This window comes from Streptomyces sp. NPDC058525, from assembly GCF_042719495.1.
Taxonomy (GTDB): Bacteria; Actinomycetota; Actinomycetes; order Streptomycetales; family Streptomycetaceae; genus Streptomyces.
Map to the genome: position 1 here is coordinate 16450 of NZ_JBHXNP010000051.1, position 16680 is coordinate 33129.

Sequence of the window (16680 nt, forward strand, 5' to 3'; positions counted from 1 at the left end):
CCGTGGAAGAACTGGACCGGTTCGAGGACGAACTCATCGGGCGGTACGCGCAGCACCCGGTACTGGCGGACATCGCGGGGCTCCCGGACGAGGACTTCGCCGCGGTCCTCCTCCAACGGCGGTTCCTCTCGCTCGCGTTCACCCCGGCCTACGACCTGGCGATCGATCTCCTGCGCGACGAGGAGGGCCTGCGGATCGCCCGGGTCATCCTGCGCGAGGAGTACCCGGACAGCCGCGGGATGCGCTCCCACCGCGAGGACATGACGGCGGACATGTACCGGCTCGGCGTCTCCCGGGAGGCGCTCGTCCACACGAGGCCGACGCCGGCGACCAGGCGGGCCATCGACGCCACCTTCGACCTGATCGCCGACGCCGGCACCCGCGAGGACTCCGACCTGCGGGTGCTGACCATCCTGCGCTTCTGGGGCGAGATCCTGGTCTCCGTCGAGTACGGGCGGCTGTGGGAGCGCATGGAACCGCTGCTCGTGCAGGACGGGGAGAACGTCTCGCGCTTCTACTACCCGCACCACCAGCACGACGCCAAGAGCGAGTCGCTCGCCACCGCCGACCTGCTGGCCGTGACGCACGCCGACCGGCTGGCCACCCGGGTGCGGGCGTACCTCGGCACCGGGGGCGAGCGGGCGGCCGACTCCTTCAGGGAGACGGAGGAACGCTCCCTCGCGATCAAGGTGGGCTTCTACGACCAGTTCCTGCCCGCACTGGAGCGCGTGGGGACGCGGACCGGCGGCTGAGGCGGGGCCGCCGGAACCGGCCGTACGGCCTTCTGCACCCGGACGGGTGAATCCCGGGCCCGGCCGGGGGCCGTACGCCCGCCGGCGCGCGGGGGATCGGCATCGTGGCCGGCGGACCCGTCCCGCCGGACCCGTAGGAGGCACTTGATGCTCGGCACCGACTTCCGTACCGGATCACCCAACTGGATCGACCTCGGAAGCCCCGACACCGACGCGGCCGCCGCGTTCTACGGTGCCGTCCTCGGCTGGACCTTCGTCTCCGCCGGGCCCGAGGCGGGCGGGTACGGCTTCTGGCAGGTGGACGGGAAGACCGTCGCGGCACTGGGCCCGCTCACCGAGGAAGGGGCCAGCTCGGCGTGGATGGTCCACTTCGACACCCGTGACATCCGGGCCACCGCCGAGGCCGTCCGGGCCGGCGGCGGGCAGGTGCGCATGGAGCCCATGGATGTCATGGGGGAGGGCTGGCTGGCGCAGTTCACCGACCCGCAGGGCGCGCAGTTCGCGAGCTGGCAGCCGGGCAGGACCCGGGGGCTGGGACTGGCCTCCGCCGAGAACACCCTGGTGTGGGTGGAGCTCCACGCACCCGACCCGCTCGCGGCCATCGCCTTCTACCGCGGGGTGTTCGGATGGCGGGACGCGGACATGACCGCGCCCGGGATGACGTACCGGGTGCTGAGCACCGCCGAGGGCGACCAGCAGGACACCTCCTTCGGCGGGGTCGCGGAACAGGGCGAGGGCGCGGGCGGCGCCTCGGCGATGGTGCCGCGCTGGGTGCCGTACTTCCACGTGGCCGACGTGGACACCACCGTGTCCACGATCGAGGGGAGCGGCGGCGCGGTGATGATGCCGGCGGCGAACGTGCCCGGCGTCGGCCGGATCGCCTGGGCCACCGACCCGGCGGGCGCCGTGTTCGCGCTGCTGAAGCCCGACCCGCGGATGTAGCCGGCCTCAGCGGCCGGTGTACTTGGGCGTGCGGCGCTCCACGAAGCTCGCCACGCCCTCGTTCGCGTCGGCCGTACCCATGTTGATCTCCTGGGCGGTGGCCTCGGCGGCCAGCGCGGCCGCCCGGTCGCCGTCCAGGGAGGCGTTGACCAGCTGCTTCGCCAGGGCGAGCGCCCGGGTCGGGCCCTGCGCGAGGCGCTCCGCCCACTCCCGGGCGGCGGCCTCCAGCTCCGGGGCGGGCACCACCTTGTTGACCAGGCCGAGCCGCTCGGCCTCGGCGGCGGGGACGGCGTCGCCGAAGAAGATCAGCTCCTTGGCCTTCTGCGGGCCGATCAGCCGGGGCAGCAGGTACGCGCCCCCGCCGTCGGGGACCAGGCCGCGGCGGACGAACACCTCGATGAACCGGGCCTCTTCGGCGGCGATCACCAGGTCGCAGGCGAGGGCGAGATGGGCGCCGATGCCGGCGGCGGTGCCGTTGACGGCGGCGATGACCGGCTTCTCGCAGTCGAGGACCGCGGTGATCAGGCGCTGCGCGCCGAGCCGGATCATCCGGGCCACGTCCCCGGCGACGCGCTCGGCCGGCTGCGCGGCCGCGGGGCCGCCGCGGAGGTCGGCGCCCGCGCAGAAGCCCTTGCCGGTGGCGGTGACGACGACGGCCCGGACGTCGGGGTCGGCGGAGGCGTCGGCGAGCAGGGCGATGACGCGGTCGCGCTGGTCCCAGGTGAGGGCGTTCATGGCCTCCGGCCGGTTGAGCGTGATCCAGGAGACGTTGCCGGCGGTGCGGTGCAGAACCGTGTCCGAAGCCTCTGTCATGGGGCGGAACTCCCGTTCGGGGTCGATGTGGATGGGCAGGTGCGGCCCCGCGTCCCGGGGCTCCGCCCCAGACCCCGCGCCTCAAACGCCGGCGGGGCTGGGTTGTCCCCGGCTCATGCCGGCACATGGCGGACGGCACCAGCCACATCCAGCCCCGCCGGCGTTTGAGGCGCGGGGGTTCGGGGGCGGAGCCCCTGACAGGGGGGCTAGGTCCAAGGGAGAGGCGGCCGGGCCAGCGCAGCGTCAGCGGCAGATGGCCAGCGCGTCCAGCGCCACGGCCCCCTGCCCCCTAGGGAGAACCATCAGCGGGTTGATGTCCAGCTCGGAGAGCTCGTCGCCCAGTTCCAGCGCCATCCGCTGGATCCGCAGGATGACCTCCACCAGGGCGTCGACATCGGCCGGCGGAGCCCCTCGTACGCCCTCCAGCAGCGCGTGCCCCCGCAGTTCGGTCAGCATCGCGCGGGCCTGGTTCTCCCCGAAGGGCGGCACGCGGACCGCCGCGTCGTTGAGGACCTCCACCAGGACCCCGCCCAGCCCCACCGTGACGGTGGGCCCGAACAGGTCGTCCTGGGTGACGCCGACGACCATCTCCACCCCGCGCTCGACCATCTGGCACACGAGGATGCCGTCCAGCGGGACGTTCTCGTAGCGCGCGATGTCCGTGAGCTCGCGGTACGCGTCGCGGATCTGGCTCGCGGAGGTGAGCCCGATCTTGACCAGGCCCAGCTCCGTCTTGTGCCCCAGCTGCGGGCCCGAGGCCTTCATGACCACCGGGTAGCCGACCAGGCCGGCCGCGCGCACGGCGGCCGCCGCGCTCGTGACGAGCTGCTCGCGCGGCACCCGGATCCCGTACGCGCGCAGCAGCTGCTTCGCCGCGTGCTCGCTGAGCTGCTGCCCGGGCCGCATCAGGGCCTGCGCCTTGCGGTAGGAGGGCGAGGGCGTGCGCGGGGCCTCGTCGAAGGGGGAGCGGTAGCCGGTGGTGAAGCGGTGGTGGCCGAGGTAGGCGCGGACGGCGGTGATGCAGTTGCCGAAGGTGCGGAAGGTGGCCACGCGGGAGGAGCCGAGCAGCACCTTGCGGTAGGCGTCCTCGGTGCCGACCGGCGAGCCCCAGATCACGCAGATCAGCTTGTCGCTCTGCTCGGCCGCGTCCACCAGGTCCTGGGCGAGCTTGTCGCTCATGGGCGGGAAGGGCCCGGTGATGGGGCAGATCAGCACGCCCACGGACGGGTCGGCGAGGATCGCGTCGATGATCTTGCGGCCGCGCCAGTCGCCGACCGGGTGGCCGCCGTTGTCGACGGGGTTGGCGACGTTCAGGTACTCCGGGATCCACTGGTGCAGCTCGTCCTGCTTGGCCCGGTCGAGGGTCGGGAGGCTGAGCCCGGCCTCCGTCGCGAGGTCGGAGAAGTGGGCTCCGGTGCCGCCGGAGATGGAGTACACGACGACGCCTTCGGCCTGCGGCCTGCGGGCCCGGGCCAGCAGGGCGGCCGTGTCCTGGAGCTCGTCCAGCCCGTCCACCCGTATCACGCCGAACTGGCGCATGGCGGCGTCCACGACGGTGTCCGCGCCGGTCAGCTTCCCGGTGTGGGAGGCCGCCATCCGGGCGCCGGTCTCGGTGCGGCCGACCTTGACGGCGACGACCGGGACCCCGCCCCGCGCCGCCCGGTCGGCGGCGAGCAGGAAGGACCGGCCGTCCTTGAGGCCCTCCACGTAGCAGGCGATGGCCCCGACCTCGGGCTGCTCGGCGAAGTAGGAGATGAAGTCGGAGGTCTCCAGGTCGGCCTCGTTGCCGGTCGGCGCCCAGTGGGAGAGGCGGATGCCCAGCTCCTGGAGGGTGTAGACGGGCCGCCCCTGGTGGCCGGACTGGGTGATCAGCGCGATGGCCGGCCCGGTCAGGTCGTCGCGGAACTCCTCGAAGGCGTTGAGGTTCGTGTTGGGGCCCAGCAGGCGCAGGCCCGAGCGGCCGACGGCGGCCGTGAGCCGGGCCTGGGCGGCGGCCCCGGCGTCCCCGGTCTCGGCGAAGCCGGACGCGAAGGCGACGGCGAACTTCACCTTGGTCTCGGCGAGTTCCTCGATGACGGGCAGCGGGTCGCCGACCAGGAGGACGGCGAGGTCCACCTGTTCCGGCAGGTCCGTGACCGAGGGCACGCACGGCAGCCCGAAGACGCTCTCGCGGGTCGGGTGCACCGGGTGGATGCGTGCGCCGACGCGCTGCGCCCAGGCGATCAGCTGGCGGGTGATGCCGGTGTTCGGTCTGCCGTCGGCGTCGGAGGCGCCGACGACGGCGACCGACTCGGGCCGGAAGAACCGGTCCAGGTCGGGGACGTCGGCGTGCAGGGGCCGTCCGCTGACGTCCAGGGCGGCCGTGTCCTCGGGGGACGGCGGCGCCGAGGAGTGGACGGCCGTTCTGGGGGACTCGCCGCAGGCCTCGACACGTGCGCGGAAGTCGGTGGTGAGGGTGCCGTGAGTAGATCCAAGCATCGTTCCGCCCGCTCCTGCTCGATGAACCTCGATGGAACTCAATAACTGACGTGTAGTCAGATTACTGAACTGACGTGCCGTCAGGAACAGGGCTGCGCAGGAAAGGTGGTGGAGGTGGTGTGTGGAACGGTGTCAGATCCCCTCCGCGGCGGTCCAGAGTGCCATTCCGGCCGGAACCGGGCCTCAGCTCCGCGGTGCGCGCAGCTGCCGCTGCACCGCCCGCGCGATCTTCTCGGCGTCCCGGGCCATCTCCCGGAACATCCCGCTGATGGGGTTGGAGAAGCCGGTGAAGTACAGGCCGGGAGCCTGCGCCGGGGTGCGGGCGCCGTGCGTACGGGGTCGCCCGCGCTCGTCGAGCACGCCGTCCAGCCCGCCCACCAGACCCTCCAGGGCGCGGCGGTATCCGGTCGCCGCGACCACCGCGTCCGGGGTGATCCGCGAACCGTCCGCGAGCAGCACCTCCGGGCCCTCGAAGCCCTCGACGGCGGCCACCGGCTCCACCCGCCCGGTGCGGACCGCCTCGATCAGGCCGACGTCCTGGACCGGGATCGCCCCGTCCCGGACCCTGCTGTACAGCCCCGTCGAGGGCCGCGGGAGCCCGTACGCCGACAGGTCGGGCACCGATGCCCTGGCGACGAGCGCGCCCAGCCGGTCCACGAGCCGCACGGGCAGCCGGCGTACGAGGATCCCCGTGCGCTGGGCCGGCCAGCCTGCCGTGGAGCGGCGCACGATGTGCGGGGCCGTGCGCACGGCGAGCCGCACCCGGGCCGCGCCGCCCTCGGCGAGGTCGACGGCTATCTCGGCGCCGGTGTTGCCGACGCCGACGACCAGGACGTCGAGGCCCGCGTACGGCGCGGGGTCGCGGTAGTCGGCCGCGTGCAGCAGCCGCCCGGTGTACGCCTCGCGGCCGGGCCAGTCGGGGAGCCGGGGCGTGTGGTTGTAGCCGGTGGCGACGACCACGGCCGCGGCGGTGAGCACGCGCCCGCCGGTGGCGTGCAGCGTCCAGCCGCCGTTCCCGTCGCTCTCGAGGCGCGTGACCTCGACACCGGTGACGATCTCCAGCTCGTGGAACTCGGCGTACTTCTCCAGGTACCGCACCACGTCCGCGCGCGCGACCCACCGGCCGAAGCGGCGCGGCATGGGCAGGCCCGGGAGCGCCGAGAGCCGGCGCGTGGTGTGCAGGCGGAGCCGGTCGTAGTGCCGCCGCCAGGACGCGCCGACCTCGTCGGACTTCTCGACGACCACCGCGCGCACCCCGCGGGCGCGCAGCGCCGCGGCGGCGGCGAGGCCGCCGGGGCCGCCGCCGATGACGTACACGGGGCGGGGCTGGGTGGTCATGTCGGGTGCTGCGGGGACTCCTGGCATGAGGTGTGATCGTATCGCCACGCTGAGTTGATGGGTCTCGGTCAAGCGGGGAATCGATTGCGGATCGATCACGGGCGCGCGGGAGCCCGGTGCGGGGGGAAGGGGGCCGTTGCCGACGGAGGCCTTGCGTGATCGCCCCGCATCCGCTGAACTGACGTTCCGTCAGATAGTGCGTGTCGATCGCGAGAGGGGTGGGGGCCGCCGATGCAGACCCTCTGGCTCAGTGGGGCCGAATGGCTCGCCGTGCTCCGGATAGGCCTCGGCCTGTGGTGGCTGGAGAGCTGGCGGCACAAGGACAAGAAGGGCTGGTTCGAACGCGGCACCGGCATCGCCTGGGCCGCCGACGTCGCGGCCAAGCACCGCTGGACCTTCGTCAAGGGCGGCTTCGAGCTGGTCGTGAAGCCGCGGCCCAAGGTGATGGCGTACATCGTCGTCTATGCGGAACTCGCCCTCGGGCTGGGCCTCGTACTCGGCTTCCTCACCCCGGTCGCGCTGGTCGGCGGACTGCTGCTGAACCTGCTCTACCTGGTGCTGATGATCCACGACTGGGCCGAGCAGGGCCAGAACGCCATGATGGCGCTCATCTCGCTGGTCGCCCTCCTGGCCATGTCCTGGCAGACCTGGTCCCTCGACGCGGCGATCGGACTGTTCCTGTGAACGACATACGGTACGACCTCCCCGAGGCCGACGAGTTCACCCGGCCCTACTGGGACGCGGCGGCCGAGGGCCGGCTCCTGCTGCGCCGCTGCGCGGAGTGCGGGCGGGCGCACCACTACCCGCGGGAGTTCTGCCCGTTCTGCTGGGCGGGCGAGGACCGGGTGGCGTGGGAGGCGGCGAGCGGCCGCGCCACGCTCTACACCTGGTCGGTGATCCACCGCAACGACCTCCCGCCGTTCGGGACGCGCGTCCCGTACACGGCGGCGGTGGTCGACCTGGCCGAGGGTCCGCGGATGATGACCGAGGTCGTCGCCTGCGCCCCCGCGGACCTCCGCGTCGGCATGCCCCTGAAGGTCGCCTTCCGCGAGGCCGTGGAAGGCCTCGCGATCCCGGTCTTCGAACCGACCGGGCCGTAGCCCGCGACCGGCCGGCCCCGGCGGCCCCGGCCCCGGCCCCGGCGGCCCCGCCCCTGGCCGCGGCACGGGCCCTGGCTCTGGCACCGGCCCCGGCGGCCCCGCCCCTGGCCGCGGCACGGGCCCTGGCTCTGGCACCGGCCCCGGCGGCCCCGGCCCTGGCCGCGGCACGGGCCCTGGCTCTGGCACCGGCCCCGGCGGCCCCGGCCCCGGCCCCGGCCCCGGCGGCCCCGGCCCTGGCACCGGCCCCGGCCGGGGCCCCCGGCCGCTGCGGGGACCCCCGGCCCTCCCGGCCCGGGCTCCGACGCACCGGCCGTCCCGGGCGCGGGGCTGGGGCCGGATGCGGCGTCGCTGCTCAGGGCCAGAGCAGTTCGCGGGCCCAGCCCCCGGTCGCCGGGTCGCGGCGGTAGCGCAGGCGTACGTGCCTGCGCTCCGCGTCGCCCTGGAAGAACTCGACCTCGTCCGCCTCCAGTACATACCGCGTCCAGGTCGGCGCCGGTGCGTCCGGCTCGGCCCCGGCCCGCTCCCAGGCCGCCGCCGACGCCCGTACGAGCTCCTCCCGCGAGCCGAGCACCTCGCTCTGGCGGCCCGTGAGCGCGGCGGCGAGCGCCCCGCGCGAGCGGACCGCCAGGTCGGCCCGGCTCTCCCGCGGCCCGCACGCGCCGACCCGGCCCCGCACGCGCACCTGGCGTCCCACGGCGGGCCAGTAGAAGCCGAGCGCGGCCGCCGGCTGCCCGGCCAGCTGCACCCCCTTGGTGCTGGTGGCGTGCGAGGCGAAGTGCCAGCCGCGCTCGTCGGCGTCGTGCAGCATCAGCGTCCGCACATCGGGCCGCCCCTCGGCGTCGACGGTCGCCAGGCTCATGGTGTGCGGCTCTGCCTGCCCCGCCCCGACGGCCCCCACGAACCACTCCCGGAACAGCCCGACGGGCTCCTCCGGTGCCTGCCCGGGCTCGAAGACGGGAAGCGGGACGTCCCACACGCGCAGGGAGTGCAGGGCCTCGTGGAACTCGTCACTGCTGATCTCACGGCTCATGCCGCCCATGGAACACCAAGGGCCCGCCGCCGGCGGCCGCTCAGTCGCGTCAGTCGCGTCAGTCGCGTCAGTCGCGTCGGTCGCGTCAGTCGCGTCAGTCGCGGCCGAGGATGACCGTGCCCGACGAGCAGAACCAGCCGCCCGTGCCCGAGGCCAGGGCGACCCGGGGCAGGTGGCCGCCGGGTTTGGCGACCTGGCCCGCGCCGGCCTCGCCGCGCAGCTGGCGGACCGCCTCGACCAGGAGGAAGAGGCCGCGCATGCCCGGGTGGCAGGCCGAGAGGCCGCCGCCGTCCGTGTTGACCGGGAGTTCGCCGTCGCGCAGCAGCCGCCCCTTCTCGACGAACGCGCCGCCCTCGCCCTTCGCGCAGAAGCCGAGGTCTTCCAGGGTCACCAGGGTCATATACGTGAAGGCGTCGTAGATCTCGGCGAGGTCCACGTCCGCCGGGGTCAGGCCCGCCCGTTCGAAGGCGATGCGGCCCGAGACGGCCGCCGGGGAGACCGTGAAGTCCTCCCACTCCGACATCGTGGTGTGGGAGACGGACGTGCCGGAGCCCAGGACCCATACCGGGGCCTTGGCCGTGTCCGGTACGTAGTCCTCCGCCGCGAGCAGCACCGCGCAGCCGCCGTCCGAGCGGATGCAGCAGTGCAGCTTCGTGAAGGGGTCCGCGATCATGTCGGAGGCCAGGACCTCGTCGATCGTGAGGGGGTCGCGGAACATCGCGTCCGGGTTCGTGGCCGCGTTCGCCCGGGCCTGCACGGCCACCGAGGCGAGCTGCTCCAGCGTCGTGCCGTACTCGTGCATGTGGCGGCGGGCGGCCATCGCGTACTTGGAGATCAGCGTGTGGCCGTACGGGACCTCGAACTGCAGCGGCCCCCGCGCCCCGAAGGAGAGGTTCGAGGTGCGCCGCCGCGCCTTGATGTCGGCGCGGGCCGTGGATCCGTAGACCAGCAGCACGGCGTTGGCGTGCCCGGCCGCGATCGCGTCCGCCGCGTGGGCCGCCATGACCTCCCAGGTCGAGCCGCCCACCGAGGTGGAGTCGACCCAGGTGGGGCGCAGGCCCAGGTACTCGGCCACCTCGACCGGCGCGAGCGTGCCGAGGCCGGCCGAGGCGAAGCCGTCGATGACGGAGCGGTCGAGGCCGGAGTCGGCGAGCGCGCGGCGGGCGGCCTGCGCGTGCAGCGCGTACGGGGTGGGGCCGTCGACCCGGCCGCAGTCGGAGAGCGCGACGCCGACCACCGCGACCCTCCGGCGGGGGTGTGCGGGGACGGGTCCGGGTGTGAGTCCAGGCATGGCACGACCGTACAGCTGACGGTGTGTCAGTTTCTAGCCCCCGTGCGTCCGCCCCCTGGGCATCTGCGCCCTCCCGCCCTAACATGACGCCCCGTCAGATACTCCCCCAGCCAACGCTGGGAGGTGCCCCCAGGAGGAGCCAGACGATGGATGCCGCCTTCACCGCGGAGCAGGACGAGATTCGCCGTACCCTGCGCGAGATCCTGGGCAAACGCTGCGGCCCCGACGAGGTCAAGGCCGCCGTCCGTACCGCCGCCGGACACGACCGCGAGCTGTGGCAGCAGCTCGCCGAGCGGCTGGGGCTGTCCGGCCTCGCCGTCGCCGAGGAGTACGGGGGCGTCGGCTGCGCCCCCGCCGACCTCGCGCTGGCCTGCGAGGAGACCGGGCGGGCGCTGCTGCCCTCGCCGCTGCTCGCCACGGCCGCGCTCTGCGTGCCGCTGATCACCGCCCTCGGCACCGCCGCCCAGCGTGACGCCCTGCTCCCGCCGCTGGCCGCCGGCGGGCTCACCGCGGCCCTCGCCGTTCCCGGCCCGGCCCTGGCCACCGCCCTCGCGCTGACCGGCGACAACGCCGCCGGCCCGTGGTCCGGCGGCGGCCGCGCGGGCGGGGTCCAGGCCCGCGCGGCCGCCGCGGAGGGCGGCTGGCGGCTGTACGGGGAGGCCGCCCAGGTGCTCGACGGGCACAGCGCCTCGCTGCTGCTGGTCGCCGCGCACACCGGCGGCTTCGCCCGCAGCCGCACGCTCCTCTTCCTCGTACGGGAGGACGCGCCCGGCCTCGTCCGGTCGCGGCAGACCGCCCTGGACGAGACCCGCCCCCAGGCCCGGATCCAACTGCGCGACGTACCGGCCGAGTTGCTCGGCGGGGAGGACGCCGACGTCCTCGAGGCCCTCGCCGCCACCGGCCGCACCGCCGCCGCCGTGCTCGCGGCCGAAGCGGTCGGCGCGGCGGGCCAGGCCCTGGCCCGCACCGTGGAGTACGTACGCCAGCGCGAGCAGTTCGGCCGGGCGATCGGCTCCTTCCAGGCGGTCAAACACCGCCTAGCCGACCTGTACGTGCAGGTGGAGGCGGCCCGCTCGGCGGCCTACTACGCCGCCTGGGACCCGAGACAGGGCGCCCTGGCCCTCGCCCAGGGCCTGGAGGCCCTGCGGATGACCGCCGGCGAGGCGATCCAGCTGCACGGCGGCATCGGCTTCACCTGGGAGCACGACGCGCACCTCTACTTCAAGCGGGCGGCGGCCGACGAGCTGCTGTTCGGCCCGGTCCACCGGCTGCGGGCGTACGCCGCGGACCGCGCGGGCCTGTTCACCCCGTCCGCCACACCAGAGAAGGTGGCCGTCTGATGGCTCGCGTGGCACCCGGCGTCAAGCTGATGCAGAAGGTCTCCTCGACCATGCTCTTCGCCAAGATCGCACCGCACTTCATCCCCGCGATGGACAAGGCGGTGCACAAGCTGACCCGCGGCAAGGTCATGCTCAGCGCCCAGATGCTGCCGGGCGTGATCCTCACCGCCAAGGGCGCCAAGACCGGCGAGCCGCGCACCACCCCGCTCGCCTGCATGCCGGAGGAGGGCGGGGTGAGCTGGCTGCTGATCGGCTCGAACTTCGGCCGGCCCGGGCACCCGGCATGGACCGGGAACCTGCTCAAGCACCCTGACGCGTCCGTGAGTTGGAAGGGCCAGGACATCGCCGTACGGGCCCGGCTGCTGGCCGGTGAGGAACGTGCGGCGGCGTGGCAGGCGGTGCTGGGGTTCTGGCCGCCGTACGCGGCGTACCAGGCGCGCATCGAGCGCGAGATCCGGCTGTTCCGCCTGGAACGTCGCTGATCGCAGGCGTACGGGCGCGGAACCGGAAGCGGCGGCCGAAGCGGCGCCGGATCCCGGACCGTTGCCGGGGCGGCGGACCCTCTCCAGGGCCCGCCGTCACTTCGTCGGCTTCTTGCCCGTGATGCCGAGGTGGACGAGCAGCGCCAGATTCGGCTTCAGCTCGGCCTGCTTGACGCCCCAGGTCTGGAACCCCTTCTGGTGCGAGGCGACCGCGGCCAGCATCGCGACCAGCGAACCGGCCATCGCCGCGGGGCTGACGTCCTTGTCGACCTTGCCCTTGGCCTGGAGCTCCTTCATCGACTCCGTGAGGGAGTTGGTGACCGAGTTCAGGATCTTCATGCGGATCTTGTAGAACCGCTTGTCGCCCTCGGCCGCGCCGAGGTCGACGACCCGCAGGATCGCGTCGTTGCGCCGCCAGAAGTCCAGGAACCCTTCGACGAGTTCCTCGGCAGCGGTCCAGCCGGACTTGCCGACCCAGGTGCGGCCCTCGACGAGCTGCGTCAACTGCGCGCCCTCGGTGGCCATTTCCTCGGCGATCTCCAGGACGGCGCCCTCGACGTCCGGGAAGTACTGGTAGAAGGTCGCGGGGGAGGTACCGGCCTTGCGCGCGACGTCGATCACCTTGACGTCGCGGTACGGCGAGGAGCTGAGCATCTCGCTGAGGCAGTCGAGCAGCTTCTGCCGCGTCGCCTGGCCGCGCCGGCCGGCGACACGCCCGTCGACGGTGCGTACTTGTCCTGTCATGCCGTCAGCTTACCGAGGGGTGATCGGCGCGCTATTCGGCCGCCTGCAAATGGGGTTACGGGGTACCTGGCCTGGGCTGGAGCCGGTCTCCGCAGGGCTTCGGCGGCGGAATCCGGCCGCGCGCCCCCTTATGGGCGGGTCGCCCGCTTCCTCAGCGTTTCCCCCGAATAGTCTTATCAACAGGCTGTGGACAAGTTTTCGGGCGGACCATGGCTGGGAGAGGTGGGATGCGTGGGAGCGGTGAAACGGCACAAACCCCCGCACAACGGAAGGAACCGGGCTCATGGCCGCATTCGCGGAAGGCGCACCCTGCTGGGTGGACGCCTCACTTCCGGACGTCGAGGCGGGCAAGCGCTTCTACGGCGAGCTCTTCGGGTGGACCTTCGGGGACAGCGCGGGCGCCGCGTACGGCCACTACACCCAGGCCTACAGCCGCGGCCGCAACGTCGCCGCCCTCGCCCCCAAGCCCGACGGCCGGATGCCCACCGTATGGGGGATCTACCTCTACACCACCGACGCCTACGCCTGCGCCCAGCGCATCCGCGCCGCCGGCGGCCAGATGGTGATGGACCCGCAGCCCGTCGGCCCGTACGGGACCGCCGCGATGGCCGCCGACCCCGGCGGCGCCGTCTTCGGCCTCTGGCAGCCCGGCACCCACCACGGCTTCGAGGCCCAGATGGAGCCCTACACGTACTGCTGGAGCGAGGTCTACACCCGGGCCCGCGACGCCGTGGACGCCTTCTACGCCAAGGTCTTCGGCTACGTCCCGGAGGACCAGGACGACGCGGGCGTCGAGTACCGCGTCTGGTCCCCGCCCGGCGCCGCGCCCGGCACCGGCACCGCCGTCATGGGCCGCAGCCTGATCACCGACGCCTTCCCGGAGATCATGCCGGCGCACTTCCTCGCCTACTTCGCCGTACCCGACTGCGACCAGTCCGTCGCCATGGTGCAGCGGCTCGGCGGCCGGGTCACCGCCGATCCCTTCGACACCCCGTACGGGAGGATCGCGGTCGTCGCCGACAATCAGGGGGCGGTCTTCGGGCTGCTGTCGGAACCGAGGACCAAGCCTGACGCGTGAGGCCCGGGATCCGGACCCCGGCGGTCCGGGGCTCCGCGGTTCCGCGATCCAAGACCCTGCCGCGGCCCTCCGCCGTGCCGGGGCCGGACCGGACGCGGGCCTGACAGAATCGGGGTTGCACGACCCGGGCCGCGCCCGGGGTGAGACGCTGCACGGGGCAGGGGCCCCGCAGTCGGCGCGTGCTGGTGGAGCGGGCCCGGCGAGGGCCCGTACGGGGAGGTGTGGAGGCGAGTGGTGGAGCAGCTGACGCAGCACGACCCGAGACGGATCGGCCCCTTCGAGGTGCTGGGACGGCTCGGCGCCGGCGGCATGGGGCTGGTCTATCTCGCGCGGTCCGCGTCCGGACGGCGGGTCGCGATCAAGACGGTGCGCACGGAGCTCGCCGAGGACCAGCTGTTCCGGGTCCGTTTCACCCGCGAGGTGGAGGCGGCCCGCGCCGTGTCCGGCTTCTACACCGCGGCCGTGGTCGACGCCGACCCGCGCGCCGCCGTGCCGTGGCTGGCCACCGCCTACGTGCCGGCGCCCTCCCTCGAGGAGATCGTCAACGAGTGCGGGCCGATGCCCGCCCAGGCCGTACGGTGGCTCGCGGCCGGCATCGCCGAGGCCCTCCAGTCCATCCACGGCGCCGGCCTGGTCCACCGCGACCTGAAGCCGTCCAACGTCCTCGTCGTCGAGGACGGGCCGCGCGTGATCGACTTCGGCATCGCGAGCGGGGTCTCCAACACCCGCCTGACCATGACGAACGTCGCCGTCGGCACCCCCGCCTACATGTCGCCGGAGCAGGCGAAGGACTCGCGCAGCGTCAAGGGCGCCAGCGACGTCTTCTCGCTCGGCTCCACCCTCGTCTTCGCCGCGACCGGACACCCGCCGTACCACGGGGCCAACCCGGTGGAGACGGTCTTCATGCTGCTGCGCGAGGGCCCCAACCTGGAGGGCCTGCCCGCCGAGCTGCGGCCGCTCATCGAGTCCTGCATGCAGATGGACGCCACCCTGCGGCCGACCCCGGCCGACCTCCAGGCGCAGCTCGCCCCGCACCTCTTCGACGGCGGCGACGACAGCGGCACGGCCTCGGCATGGCTGCCCGCGCGGGCCGTCGCGATGATCGAGGCCCGCCGCGCGGGCAACCGCACGCCCGCCGCCGTGCCGGTCCCCGGCCCCGGCCGGGACGGCGGAGCCGGCTCCGCACCGGCCCCCCGCGGCCCGATCTCGGGCCCCGCCACGCACCGCCGCCAGCGCGGCTCCGAGGCGTGGGTGGACCCGCGCACCGGGCATGCCGTCCCGCAGCGCCCGCACCACCCGCCGATGTCCCCGGCGCCCTCGGGCGAGCCCGTCCTGCTGGCCGGCTCGCCGGTGCCGATCGGGCCCGGGCCGCGCGCGACGGCCTCGGCGCCCGCGGCGCACGCCGCCGCCGACTCGGCGACCGGCTGGATCCGCCCGCCCGGCGGCTCGGCGGCCGCTCCGGCCGCGGTGGCCGCCGTACCGGCCCCCGGCCCGGCCCCGGACAGCGGCCGCTGGCGCCCGTGGCGCTTCCGCATGTCCAACGACGTCTGGGGCACCCCCACCGTCGCCGGCGACCTGCTCTACGTCACCTCCTTCGAGGTGCACGCCCTGGACGTGGCGAGCGGCCGCCGCCAGTTCAAGACCCGCGACGTCGCCTGGTCCATGGCCGTCGCCGACGGACGCATCCACGCCTCTGACGGCCCGTCCCTCTTCGCCCTCGACGCCTCCGACGGCTCCGAGCGGTGGCGGACGTCCGCCGACGCCTGGGTGTACGCGCTGCGCGCCGAGCGCGGCACGGTGGTCACCGCCACCCGCGGCGGCGGCGTACAGGGCTGGGAGGCGTCCAGCGGCCAGAAGCTGTGGGAGCTGACCGGCGCGCAGACCGACTTCGAGACCCCGGAGGCGGCCCCCGTCCTCCACGACGGCACGGTGTACGTGTGGCAGGACGCCCGGCTGCGCGCGCTCGACGCCCGCAGCGGCCGCGAGTCCTGGTCCTACCCGGTCGGTGACGCGGGCTCCTGCGGGAACGTCCCCGTACGGGTCACCCCGGCCCCGGACGGCAACGTCTACGTCGCCGCCGGCACCCGTGTGCTGTCCGTGGACCGGGCCTCGGGCCGGGTCCGCTGGCACTTCGAGGCCCCCGCGGTCTTCCTGGCGCCCCCGGCCTTCGCGCCGGGCGCCGCGGTCACCGGCGGCGGGGTCTACCTCGCCGACTACCTGGGCACCGTCTACGCCCTGGACGCGGCCACCGGCCAGGACCGCTGGCGCATCGCGACCGAGTCGCGCACCTCCCCGGACCCGGTGGTCGTCGCGCACGGCAACGTCCACCTGGGCGCGGGCAGCGCGCTGTACACGCTCGACGCGGTCACCGGCACCCCGAAGTGGCGGTTCGCGGCGGGCGGCGAGATCACCGGCCTGCCGGCGGTCGCGGACGGCCGCGTGCACTTCGGTTCGGCCGACCACTGCCTGTACACGCTGGACGCCGCGGGCGGCCAGCTGCGCTGGAAGCTGGCCACGGGCGGCGAGATCACGGGCGCCCCGGTGGCGGAGGCGGGCGTGGTCTACGCGTGCAGCAAGGACCGCTGCGTGTACGCCCTGGACGCGGCGAAGGGCACCGGTACCCGTACGAGCGGCTGAGTGACTCGGCCCCCCTCCCGGTAGCGGAACGCACCGGGAGTGACAGGATGGACCCCATGAGCGACAACGTCTACTTCGACATCACCATCAACGGCTCCCCCGCGGGCCGCATCGTCTTCAGCCTCTTCGACGAGGTCGTCCCGAAGACGGCGCGCAACTTCCGCGAGCTGGCCACCGGCCAGAACGGCTACGGCTACGCGGGCTCGGGCTTCCACCGCGTCATCCCCCAGTTCATGCTCCAGGGCGGTGACTTCACCAACCACAACGGCACCGGCGGCAAGAGCATCTACGGCGAGAAGTTCGAGGACGAGAACTTCCAGCTGAAGCACGACCGCAAGTACCTCCTGTCGATGGCGAACGCCGGCCGCAACACCAACGGCTCGCAGTTCTTCATCACCACCGTCCTGACCCCGTGGCTCGACGGCAAGCACGTCGTCTTCGGCGAGGTCGTCTCGGGCCAGGAGCTCGTCGACCAGATCGAGGCCCTGGGCTCCCAGTCCGGCGCCCCCAAGGGCAAGGTCGAGATCGCGGCCTCGGGCGTCGTCGACGCCGCCTGATTCCCACCCGCCTGTACGGCCGGTCGGCCCCGCCCCCTCCCGGGGGCCGGGGCCGCCGCCGTTTGCGGGCCGCCTGGTAGCGTGACCGGCCGTCTGTC

15 protein-coding genes are annotated in these 16680 nt (G+C 74.0%); 9 read left to right on the forward strand and 6 right to left on the reverse strand.

Annotated features, from left to right (window positions below; translation table 11 throughout):
• Positions 1-2 precede the first annotated feature (2 nt).
• Complete coding sequence (locus tag ACFWP3_RS23260; RefSeq protein WP_384224209.1) at positions 3-752, forward strand: hypothetical protein; 750 nt, start codon at positions 3-5, stop codon at positions 750-752.
• A 147-nt stretch (positions 753-899) separates the two neighbouring features.
• A complete protein-coding gene (locus ACFWP3_RS23265; protein ID WP_384224212.1) occupies positions 900-1694 on the forward strand; it encodes a VOC family protein in 795 nt (264 codons plus the stop codon).
• 6 nt (positions 1695-1700) lie between these two features.
• Here ACFWP3_RS23265 and ACFWP3_RS23270 read toward each other — a convergent pair whose 3' ends face one another.
• The 3 genes from ACFWP3_RS23270 to ACFWP3_RS23280 form a co-directional block, all read right to left on the reverse strand.
• Complete coding sequence (locus tag ACFWP3_RS23270) at positions 1701-2507, reverse strand: enoyl-CoA hydratase/isomerase family protein (RefSeq protein ID WP_384224214.1); 807 nt, start codon at positions 2505-2507, stop codon at positions 1701-1703.
• 243 nt (positions 2508-2750) lie between these two features.
• The gene (locus ACFWP3_RS23275; RefSeq protein ID WP_384224217.1) at positions 2751-4985 is read right to left on the reverse strand and encodes an acetate--CoA ligase family protein; all 2235 of its coding nucleotides are present in this window, start codon (positions 4983-4985) and stop codon (positions 2751-2753) included.
• A 183-nt stretch (positions 4986-5168) separates the two neighbouring features.
• On the reverse strand, positions 5169-6350 hold the full coding sequence (locus ACFWP3_RS23280; RefSeq protein WP_384224219.1) for a flavin-containing monooxygenase: 1182 nt from the start codon (positions 6348-6350) through the stop codon (positions 5169-5171).
• 204 nt (positions 6351-6554) lie between these two features.
• Between ACFWP3_RS23280 and ACFWP3_RS23285 the strand changes: the two genes are divergently transcribed.
• Positions 6555-7007 carry a DoxX family protein gene (locus ACFWP3_RS23285; RefSeq protein ID WP_384224222.1) on the forward strand — a complete coding sequence of 151 codons (453 nt, stop codon included), beginning with the start codon at positions 6555-6557 and terminating at the stop codon, positions 7005-7007.
• Positions 7004-7423: a Zn-ribbon domain-containing OB-fold protein gene (locus ACFWP3_RS23290; RefSeq protein ID WP_384224224.1), complete on the forward strand. Its 420-nt coding sequence runs from the start codon at positions 7004-7006 to the stop codon at positions 7421-7423. The genes ACFWP3_RS23285 and ACFWP3_RS23290 overlap by 4 nt, the downstream gene beginning before the upstream one ends.
• 352 nt (positions 7424-7775) lie before the next feature.
• Here the strand turns inward: ACFWP3_RS23290 and ACFWP3_RS23295 are convergent, their stop codons facing one another.
• Both ACFWP3_RS23295 and ACFWP3_RS23300 read right to left on the reverse strand, forming a co-directional pair.
• Positions 7776-8462, reverse strand: a complete 687-nt coding sequence (locus ACFWP3_RS23295) for a pyridoxal 5'-phosphate synthase (RefSeq protein WP_384224227.1) — start codon at positions 8460-8462, stop codon at positions 7776-7778.
• A gap of 85 nt (positions 8463-8547) precedes the next feature.
• A complete protein-coding gene (locus tag ACFWP3_RS23300; RefSeq protein ID WP_384224229.1) occupies positions 8548-9744 on the reverse strand; it encodes an acetyl-CoA acetyltransferase in 1197 nt (398 codons plus the stop codon).
• Between the two features lie 146 nt (positions 9745-9890).
• On the opposite strand from ACFWP3_RS23300, the gene ACFWP3_RS23305 reads away from it, so the two are divergent.
• Together ACFWP3_RS23305 and ACFWP3_RS23310 are read left to right on the forward strand one after the other, a co-directional pair.
• Entirely contained in the window at positions 9891-11084 is a 1194-nt protein-coding gene (locus ACFWP3_RS23305; protein ID WP_384224232.1) for an acyl-CoA dehydrogenase family protein, read from the forward strand.
• Positions 11084-11566 carry a nitroreductase family deazaflavin-dependent oxidoreductase gene (locus tag ACFWP3_RS23310; protein ID WP_384224235.1) on the forward strand — a complete coding sequence of 161 codons (483 nt, stop codon included), beginning with the start codon at positions 11084-11086 and terminating at the stop codon, positions 11564-11566. The genes ACFWP3_RS23305 and ACFWP3_RS23310 overlap by 1 nt, the downstream gene beginning before the upstream one ends.
• Before the next feature lie 96 nt (positions 11567-11662).
• Here the strand turns inward: ACFWP3_RS23310 and ACFWP3_RS23315 are convergent, their stop codons facing one another.
• Positions 11663-12310 carry a TetR family transcriptional regulator gene (locus ACFWP3_RS23315; protein ID WP_384224238.1) on the reverse strand — a complete coding sequence of 216 codons (648 nt, stop codon included), beginning with the start codon at positions 12308-12310 and terminating at the stop codon, positions 11663-11665.
• A 283-nt stretch (positions 12311-12593) separates the two neighbouring features.
• On the opposite strand from ACFWP3_RS23315, the gene ACFWP3_RS23320 reads away from it, so the two are divergent.
• From ACFWP3_RS23320 to ACFWP3_RS23330, 3 genes are all read left to right on the forward strand, one after another.
• Complete coding sequence (locus tag ACFWP3_RS23320; protein WP_384224241.1) at positions 12594-13388, forward strand: VOC family protein; 795 nt, start codon at positions 12594-12596, stop codon at positions 13386-13388.
• 231 nt (positions 13389-13619) lie between these two features.
• Positions 13620-16025 (forward strand): PQQ-binding-like beta-propeller repeat protein, encoded by a 2406-nt coding sequence (locus ACFWP3_RS23325; protein ID WP_384224244.1) that lies wholly within the window; start codon positions 13620-13622, stop codon positions 16023-16025.
• Positions 16026-16081: 56 nt separating this feature from the next.
• Complete coding sequence (locus tag ACFWP3_RS23330) at positions 16082-16582, forward strand: peptidylprolyl isomerase (RefSeq protein WP_384224246.1); 501 nt, start codon at positions 16082-16084, stop codon at positions 16580-16582.
• Positions 16583-16680 lie beyond the last annotated feature (98 nt).

Bases quoted from the DNA above. Each gene is read 5' to 3' on its own strand.
- ACFWP3_RS23305 (WP_384224232.1), top strand. From the start codon at position 9,891: ATGGATGCCGCCTTCACCGCGGAGCAGGACGAGATTCGCCGTACCCTG.
- ACFWP3_RS23280 (WP_384224219.1), bottom strand. From the start codon at position 6,350: ATGCCAGGAGTCCCCGCAGCACCCGACATGACCACCCAGCCCCGCCCC.
- ACFWP3_RS23330 (WP_384224246.1), top strand. From the start codon at position 16,082: ATGAGCGACAACGTCTACTTCGACATCACCATCAACGGCTCCCCCGCG.
- ACFWP3_RS23265 (WP_384224212.1), top strand. From the start codon at position 900: ATGCTCGGCACCGACTTCCGTACCGGATCACCCAACTGGATCGACCTC.
- ACFWP3_RS23270 (WP_384224214.1), bottom strand. From the start codon at position 2,507: ATGACAGAGGCTTCGGACACGGTTCTGCACCGCACCGCCGGCAACGTC.
- ACFWP3_RS23285 (WP_384224222.1), top strand. From the start codon at position 6,555: ATGCAGACCCTCTGGCTCAGTGGGGCCGAATGGCTCGCCGTGCTCCGG.
- ACFWP3_RS23295 (WP_384224227.1), bottom strand. From the start codon at position 8,462: ATGGGCGGCATGAGCCGTGAGATCAGCAGTGACGAGTTCCACGAGGCC.
- ACFWP3_RS23300 (WP_384224229.1), bottom strand. From the start codon at position 9,744: ATGCCTGGACTCACACCCGGACCCGTCCCCGCACACCCCCGCCGGAGG.
- ACFWP3_RS23310 (WP_384224235.1), top strand. From the start codon at position 11,084: ATGGCTCGCGTGGCACCCGGCGTCAAGCTGATGCAGAAGGTCTCCTCG.
- ACFWP3_RS23320 (WP_384224241.1), top strand. From the start codon at position 12,594: ATGGCCGCATTCGCGGAAGGCGCACCCTGCTGGGTGGACGCCTCACTT.
- ACFWP3_RS23315 (WP_384224238.1), bottom strand. From the start codon at position 12,310: ATGACAGGACAAGTACGCACCGTCGACGGGCGTGTCGCCGGCCGGCGC.
- ACFWP3_RS23275 (WP_384224217.1), bottom strand. From the start codon at position 4,985: ATGCTTGGATCTACTCACGGCACCCTCACCACCGACTTCCGCGCACGT.